This is a genomic window from Bradyrhizobium yuanmingense (assembly GCF_025200905.1).
Lineage (GTDB): Bacteria > Pseudomonadota > Alphaproteobacteria > Rhizobiales > Xanthobacteraceae > Bradyrhizobium > Bradyrhizobium yuanmingense.
Genome location: NZ_CP104173.1, coordinates 4,249,139 through 4,268,576 on the forward strand (window position 1 = coordinate 4,249,139; position 19,438 = coordinate 4,268,576).

The following is a 19,438-nucleotide window of genomic DNA, read 5'->3' on the forward strand; positions in this document are numbered from 1 at the left end:
GCGTCGCAAGTTAAATATGTTAATCTCGCCTTTTAAATTGTCTACGCAAATAACACCTTGAGTACTATCGCATGCCGACGCTCCCGCGGCGCATCGGTGAACTCCTGCGCAAAGCGAGGTCCAGAGGCAGATTATACCAAACGACTTATATGCACAAAGCGCGTTACTTTTATATTTTAATGTATTAAATGAGGCGGCACATCGCTCTTCAGCGCCGCTTCGGCGCAAAACGGGGCTAGAGCAGTCGCCGCACATGCGCCCAAGCGACCGCTTTCCCACCTGACGAAACCGAGAGGCGATTTCATGATCGGGACCGAGTCCGGTGTAGCGTTCGGGCAATTGCGGTCTCGCTTCGACACCACCTTACGACCAGGCTTCTCATTGCCACGTCTGGGCACCCTGATGAGCCGCGCCCTCACCGAAACTCTCTTAGACCTTTCGGAACTAACGGTTCTCACCGAGGCTGCGACCGGGGCCTATGCCGTGACGGCCGTTCTCGCAGCGATGGCCGGAGCCAGGCACGTCTATGCCTTTACGAAAACTACGCGGCACGGCACCTCGGCTGAAGCCATGGACCAGACCCTCAAGCTCGCAGATTCGGTCGGCGTGGCCGATCGCATAGACATCCTGGAGCAGATCACCCCCGATATCATCCATCAGACGGATATCGTAACCAACAGCGGCCATCTTCGGCCTCTGACCGCTGCGCTTATTGATGAGCTACCAAAGGAAGCCGTCATCGCCTTGATGTACGAGGCCTGGGAACTTCGCTCCGAGGACCTCGACATGGACGCATGCTTGCGGCGCGGAATTCCAATCGTCGGCGTGAACGAACGTCACCCCTCAGTCGATGTCTTCTCATTTCTCGGTCCACTGTGCGTGAAGCAACTGCACGATAGCGGCTTATCCGCTTACAAGAATCGCATTGCCCTGCTGTGCGACAACGACTTCATTGGCTCGCTTCGCTCCGGTCTCGTGAGCTCCGGAGCGAGCGTGGACGTCTTCGAGGACGTCCAGACCTTGTATCATGACCAATGGGACGCAATCATCGTTGCGCTGCGACCGGCGGCTAAGCCTCGCATCGGCGCGCCGGAAGCAGCTCACCTCGTTGCGTGCGCGCCCCCTAGCGCCATTGTCGTGCAGTTTTGGGGCGACATCGATCGAACCGTATTGTTAGAAAATGGGTTGGGCGTTTGGCCAACAACGCCTCCGGGATCAGGGCACATGGGCATTCTGCTGTCCGAGCTTGGCCCCGAGCCGGTCGTGAGACTGCAGGCCGGCGGCCTGCGCGCTGCTGAATGGGTTCGGCGCAGCGGAGCTGTGTCGTCTGACGGGCTCGCGCAAATCGTTACCTGGCATCCGGATCAATCGCCAACTCGCGCTAGGCCCTCGCCTCGATGAGCTCAACGAGCGTGAGCGTCGCGGAGGCAAGAAACACTATGCGGCGCATGTCGAACGCGACCGCCGGCGCGGGTGACGATACAGGAAGATATTGCTCCGACCTAAAGCAAGCGATCGCGTCGTCGAAGCGAGCTGCTTCGTAAGCAAGATGATAGAACTTGCTGCCGCGCTTCAAGATACCTGCCACAGGCGATTGTGCGCCGATCGGCTCAATGAGCTCCAGGCGCGGACCGCCGCCTGATACAAACTGAATCCGAACCTGCTGGATGGGGTCCTCGAACATGGGGCCTTCAGGACTGTAGCCAACGACCGCGAGCTCGGACAGCTCCGCCGCGATCTTTCGACACGCCATTCCCACGTGATGAAAGTGCAAATCCATGCGCTGCTCCTCCCTTCCCTGGCAGCCTAAGGAGACGGGCGGCGTCGAGCGGAATCTGGCTGGTTGCTCAAACAGTTTAACCCTCTCGTGCATCGAGGAGCAGCGCCGACCAGGCCTGTTTTAGCCGTGGATAGTCTGCGCGCGACATCCGAAACGTAATCACGTCGTCGCCGTTCCACCAAGCTTTCGGCGCAACCTTTTCAATTTGGAAGCCGAGGCGAATATGAAAGTTCTTCGCGGCTTTGTTCCGGCTTTGAACGTTGGCAACGACGGCCGAAAGCCTCAGCTGCTCGAATGCGAATTCGAGTAAAAGGTCGAACATCTCTGCCAGGAAAAGGCGCGCGGCAGGATCGACGATCAACCGCGCAACTTCGCCCTGTCCCGCCGCGAAATCCAGGTTCGCCAGCGCGATGCTGCCAGCCGGCTTCTTCGAGCGCTTGAATTCGGCAATGAAATAGTAATCGTCGACCCTCGCTTGATAGTTCCGGAAAAACTCTTCCTGCTGAGCCAAGGTCAGCTTCTCGCGGGTCAGGAACTTACCGAGAACGGGATCATTCCGCCAAGCGATGACTTGCGCGGAGTCCTCCAGCCGGAGCTCTCGGAGAAGCAGGTTATTTCCTCCGGGAAGCAGTTTGAGATTCTCGGCTTTCGTGGAAAGCGTGCTTGGGCTCACCGGCTCCGGCCTGATATGCACCATCATCTATTTATTATACCTTAATCCGTGATTTAAATACATTTAATTGACCCGAGCCATATCATCATTTAGCGTAGGGGACAATCACATCAAGTCGCTGTCCTGACGGAGGCTCGCCATTCTCGCTGCAGCACCCCAGCCGGACCGGCGCATCAATGATGCCGAACTCAAGTCCCTGGCGTTGTCAGGCGATGCCACGTCCTGGGGGCATCTTGTCGCCCGCTCGCGGCAAGCGACGAGCTTCTCCGAGCTGTTCTTTCTGTCGACGCTTCGAAAAAAGGCGAAGCTTTATGCACCCGGAAGCGTCCAGCCAAGACTCCGCCTCGCCCTCATAGGCGGCTACAACCTTTATCCGTTGCACGAACTGGTTGAACATCTGCTGGCCATTCGTGGGATCGAGTGCGAACGTTTCCTCGGCGAGTACGATAATTTCGTCTCGGAGATCCTTGACGGCTCGAGCTCACTGTACGCCTTCAAGCCGGATCTCGCCTTCATACTGCCGAACGCGAGCCACTGCCGGTTTTCAGGCTCGCTCCTCGATGACGTCGAACATCAGCGCGAAGCCGCAGTCCGCGCCGCTGAGCACCTCCTCAACCTCGCGCAGACTTTCACCGTGCGCTCCGGTGCGGCGGCGATCCTCGCCAATCTTGCGCTGCCCGACGGCCTCGATCTCGGCTCGTTTCGTTCACGTACGCTTGGCACCGACTGGAGTTTCCGAAAGGCGGTCAATCTCGAGCTCGGGCTTCGGGCCCCAGCTGAGGTGCAAATCTGCGACGTCGAGTTCCTCTCGGCGCAGCGAGGGATCTCAGCCGCGGCGGATGCGCGAGCGTGGTATGAATCGAAGCAGCTCGGCTCACCTGACTTTCTCGCCGACATCGCGCAAGAGCTAAGCCATCTGATCGCCTCCCGGAAGCAGAGCCCCAAGAAGGTCCTGGCGATCGACCTCGATCAAACGCTATGGGGCGGCGTGATCGCGGAGGACGGTATCGAGGGAATCGAACTTGGCGACTCGTCCCCCCGTGGTGAAGCGTTCAAGGCTTTCCAGAGATACCTGCTTGGACTTTCCCAACGCGGCGTCCTGCTTGCGGTATGCAGCAAGAACGACCATGCACGCGCAATCGAGGTATTCGAGAAACATCCCGAGATGGTTGTCCGGCTGGAGCACTTCGCGGCCTTCAAAGCCAATTGGGACCCGAAGTCGGACAACCTGCAGAGGATCGCGGAGGAACTCCGCCTTGGCCTGGACAGCTTCGTGTTTGCCGACGACAACCCGGCGGAAATCGAGATCGTGCGCCAGTTTCAGCCGTTGGTTACAGGTGTACTCCTCGGGCCGGACCCCGCCGAATTCATCCTTCGCATCCAGGCCGGACGTCATTTCGAGCCACGGACCATCACCGAGGAGGATCTCGAACGGACGGCGCAGTACAGGCAAGAACGGCGACGTACGGAGCTCGCAGCGAGCGTCACCGACATGCCTGCCTACCTCGCCTCACTTGAGATGCGAGGCACGATCAAAGAATTCGACTCGCTCGACGTTCCTCGCATCGCCCAGCTGATCGCGCGCAGCAACCAGTTCAACCTGACGACGGCCCGTCGGTCCGAGACTGAGATTAAGGCGCTCCTAGGAAGGCCGGACTACCGGTGCTTCACGATGCGGCTCGAGGATAGATTCGGTGATTCCGGGCTCATCTCCGTAGTCATTGCAAAGATCGATGGCGGCGTCTTCGTTCTCGATACCTGGCTCATGAGTTGCCGCGTGCTGAAGCGCCAGGTCGAGGACGAGATCATGAATGAGATTTTCCGGCTCGCAGCGGCTGCCGGCTGCACGAAAGTGCGCGGCATCTATCTCCCAACGGCCAAAAACGGGATCGTCGCCGGAATCTACGAGGAGTTTGGTTTCGTGCGTACGGAAGACTGCGTCACCCGAAAAGAGTTCGAGCTGGAGGTGAGGAAGTATCAGGTGCGTTCGACAAAGATAGATGTTGCCCGGAGAGCTTATGAAGCAGGCTGAAGTATTAGCGAAGTTGCAGGAAGTATTCGACGGAATCTTCCTCGAGAAGGTCGCGGCCAAGCCCGACCTGTCTGCAGCCGACGTCGAGGAATGGGACTCGCTCATGCAGATCTCGCTGGTTATCGCCATCGAGCAGAAGTTTCGCGTTCGATTCCGCATTGGCGAAGTCGAGGCGGCGCGGAATCTGGGTGAGTTCGCCGACCTAATCGCGAAGCGGATGGAACCATAAGAGTTGCACATCGCGAGTGCGTTCGAAGCTGGGCAAACGGCACATCCCGCTGAGTGCACGAGATCCGTGACGCACGCCCGCTTCTTCAAGCTCAAGAGGAAGTTGACGAACGGCGCTACTCCAAAGTCAAAAACCGCTTCCGATTTAATATGTTTAATGTTATTTATATTGTTAAATACGACCCAACGTGACTGCCGCGACCGAAACTACAACCCGTACAGCTGGTGTTGCTATTTTAGATAGCATGTAGTCACGCTGACTAGCTGGGGGAGTACAACTGACGTGCCGGTGAAGTCCAATAACCGCCCCGGTATGGTAAGCGTCAGCGGGACGCCGACGCAGAACCAGACCTTGACCGCGACCGTGAGCGATGCGGACGGAGTGCCGGGCACCGTCTCCTATCAGTGGCAGCAGAGTGCGAACGGCAATTCGTGGAGCAACATCAGTGGCGCGACCGCGAGCACGCTGGTGCTCGGGCAGGCTCAGGTCGGCAGCTTCATACGGGTCACCGCCAGCTACACGGACCTCTCGGGCAGCACCGAGGCCCCGGTGAGCACCGCGACCGCCACGACAGTGGCCAACGTCAACGACCCCGGCGCTGTCACGATCAACGGCACCGCGACCCAGAACCAGACCCTGACGACCAGCGTCACGGACCCCGACGGCGCGCCCGCCAGCATCACCTATCACTGGCAGAGCAGCCCCGACGGCACCACTTGGACGAACCTGACCGCCACGACCTCGAGCCTCACCCTCGATAGCAGCCTGGTCGGCAAGCGGATCCGCGTGAATGCCACCTACACCGACCTGTTCGGCGCCAGCGAGGATGTGACCAGCGCGGCCACGGCGACGGTTGCCGCTGCGAGTGCCACCACTACGCTGTTCACCACCCAGACGCCTGTCATCACCAATGCCAACGACGGAGTAGGTTATGAGTTGGGGATGCGCTTCACCAGCGACACCTCCGGCTCGATCCAGGCAATCCGGTACTACAAGGCTCCGGGCGAGACGGGCACGCATATCGGCCACATCTGGTCGGCTACCGGCCAGGAGCTGGCGACGGTCACGTTTACCAACGAAGGCGCATCGGGCTGGCAGCAGCAGGCGCTCGCCACGCCGCTGACCATCCAGGCCGGCACGACCTACATCGTCTCCGTCAACATCAACAGCAACTACGTCTCCACCACGCAGGGCTTCGCCTCAGCCATCAGCAATGGTGGCCTGAACGCTCCAGTGGGTGCCGGCGTCTTCGACCTGTCCAAGGGCGCCTTCCCCACCAATGTCTATCAGAATGCAAACTATTTCCGCGACGTCGTGTTCGCTGCGGGCTCGTCACAGCCCAATAACCGCCCCGGTGAGGTAAGCGTCAGCGGGACGCCGACGCAGAACCAGACCTTGACCGCGACCGTGAGCGATGCGGACGGAGTGCCGGGCACCGTCTCCTATCAGTGGCAGCAGAGTGCGAACGGCAATTCGTGGAGCAACATCAGTGGCGCGACCGCGAGCACGCTGGTCCTCGGGCAGGCTCAGGTCGGCAGCTTCATACGGGTCACCGCCAGCTACACGGACCTCTCGGGCAGCACCGAGGCCCCGGTGAGCACCGCGACCGCCACGACAGTGGCCAACGTCAACGACCCCGGCGCTGTCACGATCAACGGCACCGCGACCCAGAACCAGACCCTGACGACCAGCGTCACGGACCCCGACGGCGCGCCCGCCAGCATCACCTATCACTGGCAGAGCAGCCCCGACGGCACCACTTGGACGAACCTGACCGCCACGACCTCGAGCCTCACCCTCGATAGCAGCCTGGTCGGCAAGCGGATCCGCGTGAATGCCACCTACACCGACCTGTTCGGCGCCAGCGAGGATGTGACCAGCGCGGCCACGGCGACGGTTGCCGCTGCGAGTGCCACCACTACGCTGTTCACCACCCAGACGCCTGTCATCACCAATGCCAGCGACGGAGTAGGTTATGAGTTGGGGATGCGCTTCACCAGCGACACCTCCGGCTCGATCCAGGCAATCCGGTACTACAAGGCTCCGGGCGAGACGGGCACGCATATCGGCCACATCTGGTCGGCTACCGGCCAGGAGCTGGCGACGGTCACGTTTACCAACGAAGGCGCATCGGGCTGGCAGCAGCAGGCGCTCGCCACGCCGCTGACCATCCAGGCCGGCACGACCTACATCGTCTCCGTCAACATCAACAGCAACTACGTCTCCACCACGCAGGGCTTCGCCTCAGCCATCAGCAATGGTGGCCTGAACGCTCCAGTGGGTGCCGGCGTCTTCGACCTGTCCAAGGGCGCCTTCCCCACCAATGTCTATCAGAATGCAAACTATTTCCGCGACGTCGTGTTCGCTGCGGGCTCGTCACAGCCCAATAACCGCCCCGGTGAGGTAAGCGTCAGCGGGACGCCGACGCAGAACCAGACCTTGACCGCGACCGTGAGCGATGCGGACGGAGTGCCGGGCACCGTCTCCTATCAGTGGCAGCAGAGTGCGAACGGCAATTCGTGGAGCAACATCAGTGGCGCGACCGCGAGCACGCTGGTGCTCGGGCAGGCTCAGGTCGGCAGCTTCATACGGGTCACCGCCAGCTACACGGACCTCTCGGGCAGCACCGAGGCCCCGGTGAGCACCGCGACCGCCACGACAGTGGCCAACGTCAACGACCCCGGCGCTGTCACGATCAACGGCACCGCGACCCAGAACCAGACCCTGACGACCAGCGTCACGGACCCCGACGGCGCGCCCGCCAGCATCACCTATCACTGGCAGAGCAGCCCCGACGGCACCACTTGGACGAACCTGACCGCCACGACCTCGAGCCTCACCCTCGATAGCAGCCTGGTCGGCAAGCGGATCCGCGTGAATGCCACCTACACCGACCTGTTCGGCGCCAGCGAGGATGTGACCAGCGCGGCCACGGCGACGGTTGCCGCTGCGAGTGCCACCACTACGCTGTTCACCACCCAGACGCCTGTCATCACCAATGCCAACGACGGAGTAGGTTATGAGTTGGGGATGCGCTTCACCAGCGACACCTCCGGCTCGATCCAGGCAATCCGGTACTACAAGGCTCCGGGCGAGACGGGCACGCATATCGGCCACATCTGGTCGGCTACCGGCCAGGAGCTGGCGACGGTCACGTTTACCAACGAAGGCGCATCGGGCTGGCAGCAGCAGGCGCTCGCCACGCCGCTGACCATCCAGGCCGGCACGACCTACATCGTCTCCGTCAACATCAACAGCAACTACGTCTCCACCACGCAGGGCTTCGCCTCAGCCATCAGCAATGGTGGCCTGAACGCTCCAGTGGGTGCCGGCGTCTTCGACCTGTCCAAGGGCGCCTTCCCCACCAATGTCTATCAGAATGCAAACTATTTCCGCGACGTCGTGTTCGCTGCGGGCAACGTCATCTCACTACTTAGCAGTTCCACAGTCTATGTCAGTGAGACGGGAGGGATGGCTACCATCACCGTCGTACGCTCCGGCGACCTCCAATCTCAAGCAACCGTGGAGTACACGACGAACGAAATCGGCACCGGCGGCACAGCTACGGCAGGCCAGGACTTCATCCAGCCCACGTTTAATGGCCGGTCGAACACCGGTCAGGTCGTCTTCAACCCGGGAGAGAGCACCAAGAGCTTCACCATCTCAATTGTGAACGATCAGCTCACCGAGGGTAACGAGACGTTCGCGGTCGGGCTTCAGAATCCCGGTTCCGGCTCCCTCGGGACCCCGCGCACAGTGCTCGTGACCATCATCGACAACGACTCGCCCGTCGCGATCTCAATGGCGGACGCGGCGATAAGCGTTACCGAGAATACACAGACGGCAACGATTACGCTGCTGCGCAGCGGCAACACCAGTCAAACAGCTACTGTCGGCTTCACGACAAGCAACGGCAGCGCCCTCGCGGGTTCCGACTACACCGCCTCGTCAGGCACGGTGACTTTCGCTGCTGGCCAGGTGACCCAGACGATCACGGTACCGATCATCAACGATGCGACACCGGAGAATGATGAGACCTTCACGGTCACGTTGAGCAACCCGACCGGTGCCACTCTCGGCGCCGAGACAACGACGACTGTGAAAATCCTGGATAATGACAACCCCAATCTCGGCAATCTGGCGGGTGAGACGTACGTGACGGGACTGGGCCAGGGGTATGCCGGCGGGCCAACGGCGATCGATTGGACTCCAGACGGCCGCTACATGCTGATTGCCCAAAAGGACGGCGTGGTGCGTGTGGTGGACAACGGAGAACTTCGATCAACTCCGCTGATCGACATTTCGAGCGAGGTAAATGACGTCAATGATCGCGGACTGCTGGGTATCGCGGTGAACCCGAATTTCGCAACGAACCCCTATGTCTACCTGCTCTATACCTACGATCCACCCGAAACGGCGGGCCAGCCCGGCCTTGCCGGCCCCGATCAGGCCGGCAACCGACCTGCTCGCCTGGTGAGGGTCACCGTTGACCCAACCACAATGATTGCCGATCCGGCGAGCGAGGTAGTGCTGGTCGGAAAGAACAGCATCTGGGCCTATACGAGCCGTCCCGACGTAAACAGCACAGGCGATCCGAGCATCGCTCCTTCCGGCATCGTCAACGGCACCACGATCACAGCTCCGGCGAGCCAGATCGAGAGTGGATCGCAGGACAACGATCCGGATCGGACCGGCATCCAGAACCAAAACATTCGTGACTATCTGGCGACTGATAGCGATTCGCACGGCGTAGGCGCTGTTCATTTCGGCCCGGACGGCTATCTCTACCTCACCGTCGGCGATGGCGTGTCGTACAACTTCGTCGACCCCCGGGGAGTGCGCGTCCAAGACATCCACAATCTATCGGGCAAGTTGTTGCGGATCGATCCCGTTACAGGTGAGGGAGTGCCCGGCAATCCGTTCTATCAGGCAAGCGATCCAAACAGTAATGCGTCGAAGGTGTTCTACTACGGTGTTCGCAACGCGTACCGCTTCAGCTTCGATCCAGTTACTAATCTTCCTGTGCTCGGAGATGTGGGCTGGAACAGCTGGGAAGAGCTGAATACGGGGCCAGCCGGCTCGAACTTTGGATGGCCCTATCTCGAAGGCCCCGACAGGACCGGCAGCTACCAAAATCTCGCGCAGGCAATCACCTTCTATAACAATGGCAATCGGAACAATACGTCAGACCCGCCCGCCGTATTTCCGATCCTGTCTCTAAGCCACGGGGCCCCCGACAATGCCCACGTGATTACCGCGGGAGATTTCTACAATCAGAACACCATTTTTTTCGACGATGTCCAAAACGGAACGATCTTCGCTGCGACCCTGAACGCAAGCCGGCAGGTCACCAGCGTCCAGTTGGTGGACAACGTACAAGGCATCGTCGACATGCAGAAGGGCCCTGATGGCTGGATGTATGGGGCCAATCTGATTGACGGCACTATCCGACGTTGGGTCGACCCCTCAGCGGTTACGGCGCTGGGGCTCGCAGCGTCGTCCTAGCAGGCGCCGGTCACGGCTTTCCCCATCGATGACGATCTGCTGGGGCGGCTTACGATTTCGGCCGATAAGGCGAGCTTTTGCACGATTGCGCGTCAGCGAACTACCCTGTCGTTTTGACCAATGATCGAGATTTCGGCGATGGACCTCAGACGGGCGAGCCGGCGTCGCGCCACCAATTCCGGACCAATGGTCAAATCGGCTCCACGGTACTCGCGCCCAAGGCTGAGATCTTGCGAAACTCCGCTCAAGGTGCCCGCCACATAGCGTTGAACCACTCGTACATACGCTTCGGCACCGACCATCACGGCTCGGCCAAAAATCCTATGCAAATCGTCCCCTGGTTCGTATCTCGAATGCACTGTCTCAAAGATCGGCCCGCTGTCGACGCCGGACGTGCATTCGTGAATGGTCGCACCGAGCATGTCCAACTCGTCGTTGACTACAGGCCAAAAGCTGCACGCGGTTCCGCGATACTGCGGGCTAATACCTGTATGCAGATTGATGCAGATATCGGTTGCAGAGTCGAGGACCGCATTCTTCACGACCGACGTGCCGTAAATAAGAATCGCATCGGGGCGTCTCTGCCGCAGGACTTCCAAGCTTGCGGTGCCGTTTATGCCCTCGACATAGTCGATTCGATCAGATGCATAGAATGTTTGAGCCTTTTGCCCCAACAGACTTTCAAGTGACCGAGTCCGGGCCTCATCGTCTCGAGTCATCTTGAGAAAGACAGCACGGGTTGCCTTTCCTAAGAAATGCACCAACCCCTTCCGTACGGCGCGCCGCAGTCTTGTTCTCCGTGCTGACCGGTCCACAATGATGCGGTCAATGGAGAGTCCAGCGCAAAGCATGTTTGCGACATAACGATGTTCTGGGCCATCCCGCGTCAGAATCACTATTCTCTTTGGTTCGGGCTGCCCAGCTACCATAGCCAATCTCTCGCACACCGTAGTACAGGCATAATCCGGAGCTTGAACGGAATCTCTTCTGGCGCGGCGTTCCCCAGGCTAATCCGATAGAAAATGTCAGCCGCTGGTTTAAAGCGGTTGCTTTTCGCATGCACTAGAAAGATCGCCTTGTGATTACGCCGTGCGGCGCGCAGCGCACCTTCGGTCGCGTCCAATGCATTCCCATAAGGAATACTCAGGCATTGAACCGTTTGTCCCGATAACTTCTCCAGAAGCTCTCGGCTTTGCACGATCTCGGTCTCCAACTCGCTCGATGAAAGCGAACGAAAGAACGTGTGGCTCATCGAGTGGTTTCCTACTTCAATCCCTAAGCTCGCAAACCGCTTGATATCGGTGATATTAAGAAAAAGCTTCGATGTACGCCGGAGCTCCAATTCATTGGTGCCCATTGCGGTACACAGCTGCTGCTTCGCCTCCGCAATTTGCGCCTGAGTCCATTTTGAAATCACGTTGGCGATGAGCCTAGGGACTGATGTTGGTCCGGTTTCGTTGATGTTCAGGAGAGCTATCAGTTGCTGTTTACCGAGCACCACCGCTGCCAACGATAGGATATTATCCACTGGCAATCTGCTTCCGAGCAGCGTTGTCGGATTGACGAAGAACAGCGAAGGTGCATTTGCCGCTTTAAGGACAGTACTTGCGGTATCGAGAACTGAGCGATATGCGTCATCGAAGGTGATCAGCAAAGGTTTACGCGGCAGAGTGCCACTTACAAGGTCCGATCCGCTCACCACGTCAAAATGACGCGCGAAATACTTGACGTGCTTCTCAAAAACCTCTGGCCTTGTAACAACTCCAAGCTTGCCGGTTAACGGGTCTTCATGGTCCGCGATATGATGATAGACCACAATGGTAACGTCGCGCCGCATCAGTGGCTATCCCTGGCGCGAGCGGGATAACGCGTCCCCTAACGGACGTTCCACAGCAGCTACCTCCTCTGGCAGGTTGTTGCGCGGATTACCGCGCGCTCTCCTCACGCCGACATTGCTCCAGCCATTCACCCAACGTTGACGATGCTGCCAGACATAGCGCCAGTTTCGCGCCTTTTCACGCAAATCACTTCTGCCGGAGATCAGGCCGGCCGTTCCGTACGCAAGCAAGCGAAGGAGGGGGAGAAGCATGTAAAGTGTCTTGCCTGCGAGAATCGTCGCAGCAGAATTGTGACGCCGCAACAGCGTGATCCGGCCGGCAAGGACCTTGATGCGTTGCTCTGCTTGATCGGGCTCGGAAGACTGGCCGTAATGAATGATGGTAGCTGCAGGCGTGATGGTTGGGGATGCACCAAGCTTGCGCGCCCGGCGGCACAAGTCCGCTTCTTCACCGTACATGAAAAACTCGGGATCAAAGCCGTCAAGTCGCTTCCAAAGTTCGCGGTCTATGAGAAGAAAGCAGCCCGTGACAATGTCGACTGCACGAATGCTGTCACGCTTCCAACCGCCGTATCCTTCGGGATTGAAAACCGAGCTGCTGCGCTTCAAGCTGGTCAGACCAGTAGCAAAACAGAAGATGCTCCATAAGGTGGCATCTCCCCAACAGGAGCCAGGATTCAAGCGGCCGTCAGACAGCACGGTGCGCCCGCCCCAGATCCCAAAGCGCGGATTCGCATCGGCGAACTCGTGCAGATGATCGATTGCGTGATTCAAGATCAGGGTGTCCGGGTTGAGCAACAGAAACCGGCGCCCCCGCGCCCGCATCGCGGCGATGTTGTTGGCGCCGGCAAACCCAAGATTTTCTTGCGACGCGATGAGCTCGAGTTGAGGGAAGTTTGCGCGAATGGCTTCCGGAGATCCGTCTGTTGAAGCGTTATCGAAAACGATGACTTCGTAGAGTACTGTCGTTGTTTGTGCCAAGACAGATCGAATACATTCGAGCGTCATGGTGCGCGTGTTGTAGCTCACGATGATGATCGAAATGTCGGGCTCAGCGGCCCCATAAATTGCATCCGACATGGGATTCAGCCTCATGCGATACGTCCGGCCCCCCCTTCAATGTTCGACCGAACCCATCTTCGACAACCATCTCGCTCGAACGCGATTTGTCAGGCCCGTCCTTCCTGATGGTCGCCAAACCATCCGGAATTGGCTCATCAATGTGGTGAGTGCCTGGCGACCCAGGTCGGCCATGCTAAGTGCGCGCTCCTGTAAACACGAGCTTTTCCCGGTTCCTTCGCAACTGCACCGCCCGGTCGCTGCGTGCGGCCCGGGCCGGCCACCATTTTACCACCCACATCCACTGCGAATCCCAAGCCCAAATGGAAACGACAGCCTTCCTCGTCTTCTGTATGGCATAACCGGCTGGAACCCACTATTAAACATTTATATTATTAAATTGGTTTAATTTGCAAGTTATTATTTCCGGACGGGCGACCTTAATCCGAGAATGCAAGCCGCGGGGCTGGGGCAGGAAAATGGATCAGCGGATCCGAGGCTGAGGAAGCAAACTCCCCGGGACGAGCTGGCCATTGACGATGGTTGCACTCCTGACGTTTTCCCATTTGGTGATCGTCATTGTTCCGCCGCCCGCATTGTTGATCAGAAATGCGCCGTATAGGAACGGGCCAACGAAATACACATCCTTAAGGGAAACAGTGACGTTCATGCCATCGGGATGCATTCGCAACCCGTAAGGTCCGCCCCAGAACAGGACGTTCTCAAAGCTAACTGAGCCCCCTAATCCATCAGCGTAGAAGAATCCGGCCGTTGCATTGGTGTTGTTGTAGGTCTTGAATGTTGTATTGCGAACCGTGATGGCGTTGGTTTTGCCAGGATCATAACACTGAAGCCCGTCTGCGTGATCGCCCGGCAAACCTTTGGTTTCGATGTAGACGCCATCAATGTTGATGCCGCCAATACCGTCGGAGCCAATACACCGGAATCCCTCGTTGGATCGAATGCGGGAATTTTTCAGAGTGCAATCCCCGCAAACGACCGAGCTTCCATCGTTGTTGTGGTCCCAGGAACGATGCTCGACGACTTCACCGTTGCTGAAGAACTTCCCGTAACGGGTGTATGGCTCGGAGGAATTTCCAGCAAAGCGGGGGTCATCAAATGAGAGTGGAGGAGCCGACGCAGGAGAAGGCAAACGCGAGGAGGCAGGACCTGGCGCTTGGCTGGAGGAAAGTGTTTGATCCGCCAGTGCGGAACCGGCGTAACACAAGCCGGCGGCTATTTGCGCCCAGCCAAAGCCTCGCCAACGCGATAATTTCTGCACAGATTTCCCCTTCAAATGATTGCGACCATGCGGATTGCGCGTTCACACCGCAGGCGATCTTAACCAGAGATATTTCATTGAATGGTTGTCGGGTTCATGCTCCCTTCCCTTCGATCCTCGCCCACAGAATGTGGCGTGGCATTTGTACCCGAACCCAGCGATAGTGAACGCGCGACCATGGTTTGATTTCGGGTGATAGATTGTCGAGAACGAAATCGCCATTTCGCGTGCGCACGAGAAGCACGAGGTGGTGCTCTCCGGAACTGACGACGACTTCGCTCAGTAGCAGGACTCGCGCAGGCCAGCCGCGCCGAAGCAATTCGTGGCGCTTGCTCACGGCGTAGTCATTGCAATCGCCGTGCTTCGGGTTGATGACCCATTCCTCGCCGGCAAGGCCGAGCTCGTTGCGCGCCGGCACGATGGCGAGATTGACCGCGCGATTGACCTCCTGCAGAGCCGCCCAGCGGTCCTCGGTCAGCCGGATCGGCCCACCACGAAACGAGCGCGGCGGAAGACATTCCGCCTCGTAGCGCAGGCAGAACACCGTGTACGCAAGGGGCGGCAGCGTCGGGTTTCCCAGTTCAATGTGCTGCCCTGACCGCGGCGTCGCCGGCAAGGACATGCGCCCCGCCCCCGCCCATTGAACTCCTCCGAGCATGATAGCGACCGCCACGACGGAGCCGAAGGTTCGATACATCTGCCGATCCCCTCGCAAACGCAAAACTGAGGCTCGGATCCGCTGGCAGGCTGACACCGACAGTCCCGCGGCAACCATATTTCATCTTTAATTTATTTAATTTAATTGTCAATTAAATATAATCGGCAGGAAGAAATAATCCGTTTGCGCATTATCCAGTACAGCCACAAGCAGATCGCCCCCGCAGACGCGTCCCGGCCCCCGGCGCATCGCCGGCAAATAAGGCAACAATTTAACGGCTCCGACGAATTAATCGTTGATTTAATGTGCCCCCCGGCAGATCGTATTCCGAACGACCTCTCCGCCTCACAATCGAGATTGCATATGCCGGAAGAACTGCTCGTCATTTTGGGGGCTGAAGCCATCCTGCTTGTCTTCGTCACAGCGATGACTCTGCACAACAAGCGAATGGATGTGCTGAGCGGGCTGCACCGCCGGGCGGCTAGCTGGTCCGCCGGCCAACACAGCAAGCCTGCGCCATACTCGGTCCGTGCGCGCGCAGGAGCTTTGCTGTCGGCGCTGACGACGTGGATCGGTATTGCCAAGCTCACCCCAGCCAATCTCTGGCGGCTGCTCAGACACGCCCAATCAAGCCTGACGAAGGTGCGAAAGCTGTCCACCCTTGTGGCTCGTTCCTGGCGGCCAGAGCGCCCTCAAGCCACGCCGTCCACCTCCAGCCTCATTGCAGGGGCTCGTCGTCAGCTCGGTGCTCGTTGATGCGGCCAACGTTGCGGTCTACCCCGCATCGACTCGATCGATCTCGCGGCGCAATCTTGAGCTCCGGGCGGTCGAAGCCAAACGATAGGCTTCGGATGCAATGCGACGAGCGGCGAGCCATCCGCAGCGAGCAGCTCTCCTCGGTGTTCACCCAGCTCACGGCACGCCTGCAAGCCCGTCGTTATCTTTTCATTTGGGCTTCTTTTTCGTCTTGAACATCAATGTTGTTCGCAGCAATGGACACACTCTTGAGATTCCTCTCAGCCCCGAGTGCGGGTCCACTCGGGGCTGTGTCATTTCAAATCCAAAGGGCTCAGCGCTCTTTGAATGCGCGCTGCGCCTGATCGTGTAGCGGCTTGAGCAGGTAGGACAACGCGGTCCGCCCTGCCGTCTTGATGAAGACCTCGACAGGCATGCCGGGCAGCAACTTGGCCGAGCCGAGCTTCACCAGCTCTTCCGTCTTCAGCAAGACGCGGCCTGTGTAGTAACTCGTGCCGGCACGCTGATCCTGCGTGATGTCTGCCGAGACCATGCTGACCTCGCCGTCGATTTCGGGCGTGGTCTTCTGGTTGAACGCTGCGAAGCGCATTGTAGCGGTCTGCCCCACGTAGACCTGATCGATATCCTTCGGTGCGATCTTGACTTCGACCGCGAGCGAGTCCGCGTCAGGAACGATCAGCATGATTTGCTCGCCCGGAGAGATCACCCCCCCGACCGTGTGGACGCTGAGCTCGTGGACGCGACCGGATTGTGGCGCCCGGATATCGACCCGATTCAACTGATCCACCGCCGCAGTCTTGCGTTCGCCCAGCTCGGAGAGTTTCGAGCGGGTTTCGATCAGGTCCTTGCCGACCTCGGTACGGAGGTCCTGGTCGATCTGAATGATCTGGAGTCCGATTTCGGAGATCTTGCCCTTCGACTGAGCGATCATTCCTGCGAGCTGGCTGCGCTCGCCCTCGATGCGGGCGGAGTCGCGCTCCAGGGAATTGAGCCGGGTGATCGGCACCAGGTTCTTCTGCCAGAGGCTGCGCACGCCCTCCAGCTCCTGTCGGATGAACTCCACCTCCTTCTGCTTGGCCTCCGTCTGCCCCATATAGCCCTTGATTTCGTTCTCCAACTGCGCGCTCTTCTCCTGCAACTGCGCTTTTTGGCCGCTCCTCGCCTGACGACGCAGGTCGAACAGCTTCCGCTCCGCGGCGATTGCACGGCTCGCCTCGGAGTTGCTCTCTTTGGCTCGGTCGAGCAGTACCTTTGGAAACACGACCTGCTCGGCACTGTCGCGCTCGGCCTCGAGACGGGCCTGCCGCGCCAGCAATTCGTCGATGCTATTGGTGACGATCGTCGCATTCGCGAGCGTCTGCGTCTCGTCGAGGCGGATCAGAATGTCGCCTGCATTGACCCGATCGCCCTGGCGCACGCGCAACTCTCCGACGATTCCACCCGTGGCGTGCTGGACCTTCTTGACGCTCGAATCCACCACGACCACGCCCTGCGCGATCACCGCGCCCGACAATTGGGAAGTCGTCGCCCAGCCGCCGACCCCAAAAGTCACCAAGGCGAACATGATCATTCCGACGATCATGTAACGTTGGATGGACTGCAACGCCGGCGCTATCTGATCGTTCATCGGCCGCCTCCTTGAGCTTCTGCGACGACCTTCAGCGGCACCGGAGTCCGCAGCACTCTCTTGAGTACCTCCTCTCGCTTGCCGAAGGACTGAACTCTGCCTTCGCCGAGGCACAATACATGGTCCACACCTTCCAGCGCCTTCGGCCGATGAGCGACAACGGCCACAATCCCTCCGCGGCGTCGCACGTTCAGGATCGCCTCTGTCAGAGCCTCCTCGCCCTCCGCATCGAGATTGGAAGAGGGTTCGTCAAGCACGACCAGGAAGGGTTTGCCGTAAAAAGCCCGCGCAAGCGCGATACGCTGCCGCTGCCCCGCCGACAGCGCCAGCCCTCCCTCGCCGATCTTCGTGCTGTACCCGTCCGGCAGTGAGAGGACGAGGTCATGCGCGCCCGCGGCGCGGGCGGCTTCCAGAACAGCGGCGGCGGTTGCGTTCGGGTCGAAGCGTGCAATGTTCATCGCAATGCTGCCGTCGAACAATTCTACGTCTTGGGGCAGATAACCGATGTGCTTGCCGAGGTCGTCCGAAGACCAGTGATCGAGGGCGGCGTTGTCGAGCCGGATCCTGCCTCGAATGCACGGCCACACGCCAACCAGCGCACGCGCCAGCGTCGACTTGCCGGATCCGCTCGGACCGATGATTCCGACCGCCTGCCCACTCCGCAGCTGGAATGACACTTCGCTGAGAGTGGGTCTCTCGGAGTTCGGAGCACTGATATAGAGGTTCTCGGCGCTAAGGGTTTCCACAGGCGCAGGCAATGCCAACCGCTCCTCCTCCTGAGGAAGAAGCTTCAGCAAATAATCGAGTCGTTGTCCCGATTGGCGCGCCGCGACGAACCCCTTCCAGTTCGCAATTGCCATTTCGACAGGCGCAAGGGCCCTCGCGGTGAGGATCGATCCGGCAATGATGATGCCGGCCGTCGATTCCTGGTTGATGACGAGGACGGCGCCAACGGCAAGAACCAGCGATTGCAAGATCGCGCGGAAAATCTTCGAGGCACCACCGAGTCCGTTTGCGACATCGCTGGCCCGTTCATGGGCTGCGAGGTACTTTGCGTTGGCATCCTGCCAACGCAAAGCCGCTTGTTGCCGCATACCCATGGCCTGCAGAACTTCGGCATTGCGCCGTCCCTCGAGCGCGAGGGCAGTTCGCGAAATGGCAAGACGCGAGCTCGCCTTTGCCGGACCTCGGGTACGCGTTTCCGTGAGCATCGTAATGCCGACCAGCACCAACGCACCAGCCAGCGCAGTGATGCCAATCCAGAAGTGAAAGAGGAAGCAGACGCCGAGATAGATCGGCATCCAGGGCAGATCGAAGAGCGCCGTCGGCCCTCCGCTCGACAGGAAGCTGCGGACCTGATCGAGGTCCCGCACCGGCTGCAGGCCATCGCCATCCGCTCTGGTCTTCAAAGGCAGGCGAACAAGAGCCTCGAAGATGCGAACCCCGAGACTTTCATCGAAATACCGGCCCACCCGGGCGCTGATCCTGCTCCTGACGAAGTCGAGCCCGCCCTGAAACAGGTAGAGCACCGTTGCCAGAGCCAACAGAGCGACAAGAGTCGGTACACTGCGTCCGGGCAGCACCCGATCGTAGACTTGCAGCATGAAGAACGAGCCGGTGAGCATGAGAAGGTTGCTCATGCCGCTGAATGCCGCTAGCGCCCAGAAGATCCGGCGGCAAGACCGCAGGAACGCCGACAACTCTGACTGCGACTCGTCATAGTGATCCGCTGGCCGGGGTCGACCAGCGAATATCCGTGACCGCAGCACTTCGATCAGGCCCTTTGCCCAGCCGATCAGTTGCGGCGTCTGCAGTTGAGCGTTTTCCGCCCACTGCCGTCCGGCTGACCAGAGTCCTGATATGTGAAGAAATGGAATTCGATAGAGATTTGCGGGCGGGGGGAATACCCCCCGCCGTCCAAAGTCAATCATGGCTTCTGCCCCTGAAACGCGCCTTTGTTGGAAGATCCCTCAAGAGATCCCCCAAGGCAGTTGTTGAAG

The 19,438-nt window shown here is 59.3% G+C and carries 14 protein-coding genes; 5 read left to right on the top strand and 9 right to left on the bottom strand.

Annotated features, from left to right (window positions below; genetic code table 11):
- Positions 1-303 precede the first annotated feature (303 nt).
- Entirely contained in the window at positions 304-1,401 is a 1,098-nt protein-coding gene (locus N2605_RS20005; RefSeq protein WP_260342280.1) for a hypothetical protein, read from the top strand.
- On the opposite strand, the gene N2605_RS20010 is transcribed toward N2605_RS20005, so the two are convergent.
- The gene (locus tag N2605_RS20010; RefSeq protein ID WP_157784094.1) at positions 1,382-1,780 is read right to left on the bottom strand and encodes a VOC family protein; all 399 of its coding nucleotides are present in this window, start codon (positions 1,778-1,780) and stop codon (positions 1,382-1,384) included. The two genes, N2605_RS20005 and N2605_RS20010, sit on opposite strands and share 20 nt — an antisense overlap.
- Positions 1,781-1,856: 76 nt before the next feature.
- On the bottom strand, positions 1,857-2,480 hold the full coding sequence (locus N2605_RS20015; RefSeq protein WP_245315537.1) for a GNAT family N-acetyltransferase: 624 nt from the start codon (positions 2,478-2,480) through the stop codon (positions 1,857-1,859).
- A gap of 175 nt (positions 2,481-2,655) precedes the next feature.
- Between N2605_RS20015 and N2605_RS20020 the strand changes: the two genes are divergently transcribed.
- The 3 genes from N2605_RS20020 to N2605_RS20030 all read left to right on the top strand — a co-directional run bounded on the left by N2605_RS20020 (position 2,656) and on the right by N2605_RS20030 (position 10,219).
- Positions 2,656-4,485: an HAD-IIIC family phosphatase gene (locus tag N2605_RS20020; RefSeq protein WP_260342293.1), complete on the top strand. Its 1,830-nt coding sequence runs from the start codon at positions 2,656-2,658 to the stop codon at positions 4,483-4,485.
- Entirely contained in the window at positions 4,472-4,714 is a 243-nt protein-coding gene (locus tag N2605_RS20025; RefSeq protein ID WP_260342294.1) for an acyl carrier protein, read from the top strand. Before N2605_RS20020 ends, N2605_RS20025 begins: the two co-directional genes overlap by 14 nt.
- A gap of 282 nt (positions 4,715-4,996) precedes the next feature.
- Positions 4,997-10,219: a DUF4082 domain-containing protein gene (locus N2605_RS20030; RefSeq protein ID WP_260342296.1), complete on the top strand. Its 5,223-nt coding sequence runs from the start codon at positions 4,997-4,999 to the stop codon at positions 10,217-10,219.
- 92 nt (positions 10,220-10,311) lie between these two features.
- Here the strand turns inward: N2605_RS20030 and N2605_RS20035 are convergent, their stop codons facing one another.
- From N2605_RS20035 to N2605_RS20055, 5 genes are all read right to left on the bottom strand, one after another.
- Positions 10,312-10,980: a formyl transferase gene (locus N2605_RS20035; protein ID WP_158284387.1), complete on the bottom strand. Its 669-nt coding sequence runs from the start codon at positions 10,978-10,980 to the stop codon at positions 10,312-10,314.
- 161 nt (positions 10,981-11,141) lie between these two features.
- On the bottom strand, positions 11,142-12,056 hold the full coding sequence (locus tag N2605_RS20040) for a polysaccharide deacetylase family protein (protein WP_057029391.1): 915 nt from the start codon (positions 12,054-12,056) through the stop codon (positions 11,142-11,144).
- A 6-nt stretch (positions 12,057-12,062) separates the two neighbouring features.
- Positions 12,063-13,151, bottom strand: a complete 1,089-nt coding sequence (locus N2605_RS20045) for a glycosyltransferase family 2 protein (protein ID WP_225147614.1) — start codon at positions 13,149-13,151, stop codon at positions 12,063-12,065.
- 448 nt (positions 13,152-13,599) lie between these two features.
- Positions 13,600-14,397, bottom strand: coding sequence for a hypothetical protein (locus tag N2605_RS20050; protein ID WP_225147615.1), 798 nt, complete (start codon positions 14,395-14,397; stop codon positions 13,600-13,602).
- A gap of 94 nt (positions 14,398-14,491) precedes the next feature.
- Positions 14,492-15,094: a transglutaminase-like cysteine peptidase gene (locus N2605_RS20055; protein ID WP_036029196.1), complete on the bottom strand. Its 603-nt coding sequence runs from the start codon at positions 15,092-15,094 to the stop codon at positions 14,492-14,494.
- 324 nt (positions 15,095-15,418) lie between these two features.
- Here N2605_RS20055 and N2605_RS20060 point away from each other — a divergent pair, with 324 nt between their 5' ends.
- The gene (locus tag N2605_RS20060) at positions 15,419-15,811 is read left to right on the top strand and encodes a hypothetical protein (protein ID WP_109143422.1); all 393 of its coding nucleotides are present in this window, start codon (positions 15,419-15,421) and stop codon (positions 15,809-15,811) included.
- A gap of 313 nt (positions 15,812-16,124) precedes the next feature.
- Here the strand turns inward: N2605_RS20060 and N2605_RS20065 are convergent, their stop codons facing one another.
- Together N2605_RS20065 and N2605_RS20070 are read right to left on the bottom strand one after the other, a co-directional pair.
- Positions 16,125-17,438 (bottom strand): HlyD family type I secretion periplasmic adaptor subunit, encoded by a 1,314-nt coding sequence (locus N2605_RS20065; RefSeq protein ID WP_036029191.1) that lies wholly within the window; start codon positions 17,436-17,438, stop codon positions 16,125-16,127.
- Positions 17,435-19,369: a type I secretion system permease/ATPase gene (locus tag N2605_RS20070; protein WP_260342305.1), complete on the bottom strand. Its 1,935-nt coding sequence runs from the start codon at positions 19,367-19,369 to the stop codon at positions 17,435-17,437. Before N2605_RS20070 ends, N2605_RS20065 begins: the two co-directional genes overlap by 4 nt.
- Positions 19,370-19,438 lie beyond the last annotated feature (69 nt).

Coding starts and splice junctions, on each gene's coding strand:
- N2605_RS20060 (WP_109143422.1), top strand. CDS start 15,419: ATGCCGGAAGAACTGCTCGTCATTTTGGGGGCTGAAGCCATCCTGCTT.
- N2605_RS20015 (WP_245315537.1), bottom strand. CDS start 2,480: ATGATGGTGCATATCAGGCCGGAGCCGGTGAGCCCAAGCACGCTTTCC.
- N2605_RS20005 (WP_260342280.1), top strand. CDS start 304: ATGATCGGGACCGAGTCCGGTGTAGCGTTCGGGCAATTGCGGTCTCGC.
- N2605_RS20055 (WP_036029196.1), bottom strand. CDS start 15,094: ATGTATCGAACCTTCGGCTCCGTCGTGGCGGTCGCTATCATGCTCGGA.
- N2605_RS20065 (WP_036029191.1), bottom strand. CDS start 17,438: ATGAACGATCAGATAGCGCCGGCGTTGCAGTCCATCCAACGTTACATG.
- N2605_RS20010 (WP_157784094.1), bottom strand. CDS start 1,780: ATGGATTTGCACTTTCATCACGTGGGAATGGCGTGTCGAAAGATCGCG.
- N2605_RS20045 (WP_225147614.1), bottom strand. CDS start 13,151: ATGAGGCTGAATCCCATGTCGGATGCAATTTATGGGGCCGCTGAGCCC.
- N2605_RS20040 (WP_057029391.1), bottom strand. CDS start 12,056: ATGCGGCGCGACGTTACCATTGTGGTCTATCATCATATCGCGGACCAT.
- N2605_RS20025 (WP_260342294.1), top strand. CDS start 4,472: ATGAAGCAGGCTGAAGTATTAGCGAAGTTGCAGGAAGTATTCGACGGA.
- N2605_RS20070 (WP_260342305.1), bottom strand. CDS start 19,369: ATGATTGACTTTGGACGGCGGGGGGTATTCCCCCCGCCCGCAAATCTC.